The 3873-nt window shown below is 74.5% G+C and carries 2 protein-coding genes; one reads left to right on the top strand and one right to left on the bottom strand.

The features are described 5' to 3' along the window. A partial coding sequence (locus tag ABD54_RS25860; RefSeq protein WP_047872161.1) for an elongation factor G-like protein EF-G2 occupies window positions 1-2286 on the bottom strand: 2286 nt, incomplete at its 3' end. 193 nt (window positions 2287-2479) lie between these two features. Here ABD54_RS25860 and ABD54_RS26770 point away from each other — a divergent pair. Next, window positions 2480-3873: CPBP family intramembrane glutamic endopeptidase (locus tag ABD54_RS26770; RefSeq protein WP_053063657.1), on the top strand; the 1394-nt coding region annotated here is incomplete at its 3' end.

The raw sequence follows: 3873 nt of genomic DNA, 5'->3' as shown, positions 1-3873 counted from the left end.
CCCGCCCCGACCGGCCAGCCGCGCCGCCGCCCGCGCGGGCAGCGGCTCGTGCCGCGCGTACTCCCGGCTGAACACGCCCGTGCCGTGCGATATCGACCGCAGATCCACCGCGTACCGCACGATCTCCAGCTCCGGCACCTCCGCGCGCACCACCGCCCGGCCGCCCCGCACCGACTCGGTCCCCACCACCCGGCCGCGCCGGGCCGACAGGTCGCTCAGCACCGCGCCCAGGTAGGCGTCGTCCACCTCCACGGACACCTCGTCCACCGGTTCGAGCACCGTCAGCCGCGCCGCGGCCGCCGCCTCCCTGAGCGCCAGCCGCCCAGCCTTCTGGAAGGCCGTGTCCGAGGAGTCCACCGAGTGCGCCTTGCCGTCGTAGAGCGTCACCCGGATATCCACCAGCGGGTGCCCCGACCCGGTGTCCGCTCCGTCCCCGGGCCCCGCGCCGTCCCTCGCACCGGCTGCCGTCCCGACGCCGTCCGCCATCTGCGCGCGCACGCCCTTCTCCACGGACAGGACGAACTGCCGGGGCACCACCCCGCCCACGATCTCGTCGACGAACTCCAGGCCCGCGCCGGACTCCAGCGGCTCCACACGGATCCGGCAGACACCGAACTCCCCGTGCCCGCCGCTCTGCTTAACGTTCCTCCCGGTGCCCTGCGCCGGAACCGCGAAGGTCTCCCGCAGCGGCACGCGCACCTCCCCGGTGCGCACCCGCACCCCGTGGCGGTGCTCCAACCGGTCCAGCGCGGCGTCCAGGTGCGCCTCGCCCAGGCTCCACAGCACCATCTGGTGGGTCTCGGCGTTCACCTCCACCCGCAGGGACGGGTCCTCCGCCACCAGCCGGGCCACCGCGTGCGACAGCTTGTCCTCGTCCCCCGAGGACGCCGCGCTCACCGCCACCGGCAGCAGCGGACGCGGGAAGCGCCACGGCGCCACGCGCACCGGCCGCTCCGGCTCGGAGAGGGTGTCGCCTGTGCGGGCGTCGGGCAGCTTCGCCACCAGGCACAGGTCTCCGGCGACCGCCTGGCCCACCGGCCGGTTCCCGCGGCCCAGCGGCACGGACAGCGGTCCCGTGCGCTCGTCGTTGCCCGTTCGGTCCAGCTCGTCCTGGCCGGTCAGCCCGCACGGGACCCCGTGGCCGTGCAGGTGGACCCGCGTGTCGGGGCGCAGGGTCCCCGAGAGGACGCGCACCAGGCTCACCCGGCCCACGTACGGGTCCCCGGCGGTGCTGAGGACCTGTGCGACGAGAGGGCCGTCCGGATCGCAGGACAGCCCCGCCACCGGTTCGCCCTCCGGAGTGAAGGCCTCGGGGAACGGGCGCCGGGTCGGGTCCGGGCACGAGAGCGGCAGCTCGCGCAGCAGTTCGCGCACACCCACCCCGGTCGTGGTGCTGATCGCCAGGACGGGATGGAAGCCGCCCGTGGCGACCGCCTTCTGGAGGTCGTCGATGAGCAGGTCGGGGTCGAGTTCTCCGCCCTCCATGTAGCGCTCCATGAGGACCTCGTCCTCGCTCTCGGTGATGACCTCCTCGACGAGGGTCTCCCGGAGCGGTCCCGCCGCCTCGCGCAGCCAGTCCGGCACCGGACGCGCCGTGGGGGCGGACCCGGGCCCGTCTCCTCCGGAGCGGCCGGAACGCTTCGCGCCCTCGGAGCCGTCTGCGCCCTCGGAGTAGTCGTAGTACCGCTCGGAGACCAGTCCCCACACGCCGACCACTCGGCGCTCGTCCCCCGTGCCCTCCGCGGCCGGTACGTAGGCGGGGTGCACGCCCGGACCGAACGCCTCCCGGCACTGGGCGACGACCTCGTCGTAGTCCGCGCGCGGGTGGTCGATCCTGGTGACGGCCACCGCCCGGGGCATGCCGACGTCGGCGCACTCCTCCCACAGCACTCGGGTGCGGCCGTCCACGCCCTCCAGGGCGGACACGACGAACAGTGCGGCGTCGGCCCCGCGCAGTCCGGCGCGCATCGCGCCGATGAAGTCCGCGTACCCGGGGGTGTCCAGCAGGTTGACCTTGACGTCGCCGACCATGACCGGGTTGACGGTGAGGTCGACCGACCGCCCCTGCCGGATCTCGACCTCGTCGTGGTCGCTGACGGTCGTGCCCTCCTCCACGCTGCCGGGGCGACTGATCTCCCCGGCGGCGGCGAGCAGCGCCTCGAACAGGCTCGTCTTCCCGGCTCCGGACGGTCCGACCAGCGCGATGTTGCGGATGTCGCGGGGCCCGTCGGCCCTCGGTACGGCTCCGGCTGAGGCTCCGGTTCCGTTGACGTTGCGATCTGCCATCCCTGCTACCCAGCCCTTCGTGATCCGAGCGGTGGCCGCACGGGAACGGATGGCCCGTCCGCGCTGTGACCTGTGTCACTTATACGGTCTCCCTTCTCGGGCCGCGCGGCAAGAGGTGGTCAGGAGCGGGAGCAGTCGTGGGTGAGATACGGCATGTGCGCTATGACTTGTTTCGGACCCCTACTATTGCCCCGTGCCATGGTCGGAGTCCCTCCCTCAGTTCAGCCTCGCCGGAACCGTTCTGACGGTCCTGCTGCTCCTCTTCGCGGCCCTCGGCGAACCCCTCCTCGGCAGGAGGGCGTTCACGTGGCTGTCCCGTAGGCGAGACGGCGACGCGCGCGCCCTCACGCTCCTGCACGCCGTCACCATGGGCGTCCACGCGCTGTGGGGCCTGGCCGTCTTCGGGGCGCTGCTGCTCTCGCCGGGCTTGGTCGCCGCTGACCTGGGCCTGCGCCTGCCCGACGCGTGGGGGCCGATCGCGGGCGGCGCCGTCGGCGGCCTGCTCGTCCTCACCGGGTTCTGGCTGCTGGTCAACGGGCTTCCGAAGGGGCCCGGGCGCTCCGGCCGCGGCCGCGGGAGGTCGGCGCGGGGCAGGCGCGACCAGGGCGCGAGCACCCGCGGACGGCGCTCCGCCGCGCCGCTCAGCCTTCCCGAACCCGAGCGCGACCGGGGGCTGCTCGCGCCGCGCACCACCGCCGAACGGGCGATGGCCGCCGGGGTGGCCGTCACCGGGGGCGTGTTCGGGGAACTGCTCTACCGGGGCCTGTTCATCCTCCTGGTCGCCAGCACGGGCGTGCCGCTGTGGGGCGCCGCCGTGCTGTCGGTGCTGCTGTTCTCCGTCGCGCACCTCTACCAGGGCTGGTGGGGCCTGGTCAGCGCCGGTGCGTCCGGCGCACTCTTCACCGTCCTGTACCTGGGGACCGGAAGCGTCTGGGTGCCGGTCCTGGTCCACGTGGCGCTCAACCTGCGCTCCCTGGTCTTCCCGCCCGCCGACGTCCGCGAGGCGGGGGAGCGGGAGCGGTACGAGGAGGACTGGGACCCCCGGGCCTACGACGAGTACGGCGAGTACGACGAGTACGGCGAGTACGAGGACCACGGCCACGGGTACGAGGACGGACCCGCCACCGGGGAACCGCCGCCGACCGTCGCTGAGGAGGACGGGGGTGCGGACACGGCGGTGCCGTCCGTGCCGCCGGACACCGGGAATCCCGCCCACGGGGCCCCGTCCCGCGGGGCGGTGTCGGGCTACGGCGACAACACCGGCCACGGCGGCCTCCCGGACCAGGGCGCCCCCTACGTCCACAGCGGCGCCCCCGGCCACGGCGGGCGCTCTGCTTACGGGGACCTCCCGGCCCAGAGCAGGGAATTCGGCTCCAGCGACCCCTACGGCAACAGCGGTCCCCACAGCCACGGCGGTACCTTCCAGCAGGACCGGCGGGACCTGTACAGCGGCCTGTCCACCGCGGGCCCCCCCTCCGGCCACGGCGACCGCCTCGGCGGCGGTGGCCCGGTCGGCTACGGCGGTCACCGCCCGGACGACCCGTCCCTGGACGCCCCGCTGTACCCCGGCGCCTCCCGCCCCGGGCC

It is taken from the genome of Nocardiopsis sp. RV163 (assembly GCF_001029525.1).
In the GTDB taxonomy this organism is placed as follows: Bacteria; Actinomycetota; Actinomycetes; order Streptosporangiales; family Streptosporangiaceae; genus Nocardiopsis; species Nocardiopsis dassonvillei.
Note: the sequence above shows the minus strand (reverse complement) of the source record. Positions and strands in the feature narration are given on the sequence as shown.